The sequence below is a fragment of the Streptomyces sp. MK7 genome (assembly GCF_032658145.1).
Lineage (GTDB): Bacteria > Actinomycetota > Actinomycetes > Streptomycetales > Streptomycetaceae > Streptomyces > Streptomyces spiralis.
In genome coordinates, this window is sequence record NZ_JAVACL010000138.1 from 1 (window position 1) to 630 (window position 630).

Here is a 630-nt window from a genome sequence, read left to right on the forward strand (position 1 = left end):
CCGCTACGACCACCCGCACCGGGCTGACCATCGGCGCCGAGCTGGACACCGGCAGCTACCGCCTGGGGTCAACGGTGACCGCTGCCGAGTTCCAGGCCCTGCCGATCACACCCGACGCGTTCCACGGCGACTGGAACTACACCCTGGCTCCCGTCCCGCCGAAGAACCCAGAGGCACCAGTCGTCCGGCGGATCGACCCCGACATGACCGAGATGCTCAGCGATCCGGCCCTGACCGGCATGCCGCGGTCCGAGCTCGAACACCTGGTGGCAGCCTCCGAGCCGTACTGGGACGCCCTGGCCGAGGCCGCCTTCCAACGACGCTTCCACCGGCCCCGCAGCTACCTCCACCCGCAGACCAGCAGCATTGACCACTACCACCGCCTCCTGGCGGCGCTGTTGCGCCGACGCAAGGCGATCACCAGCACCCTGCTGGCTCAGCTGCTGGGCGTCACCCGCACCAACCTCTCCAACCAGTTCCAAGACGGCCACCGGCTCCTGGACCTGCACCGCATCATCGTCACACCCCTGCCCGGATCACCCGCCCGCACCATCGAACAGCTCCGAGCACGCCTACCCGACAAGGACCACCAGGAAGATCAACCCTGACAGTTATTGAGATACGCGTCCC

At 67.8% G+C, this 630-nt stretch carries 1 pseudogene; it reads left to right on the forward strand.

Annotated features, from left to right (window positions below):
- Positions 1–630 (forward strand): annotated as a pseudogene (locus R2S09_RS40180) (ISAzo13 family transposase); the annotation flags it as partial.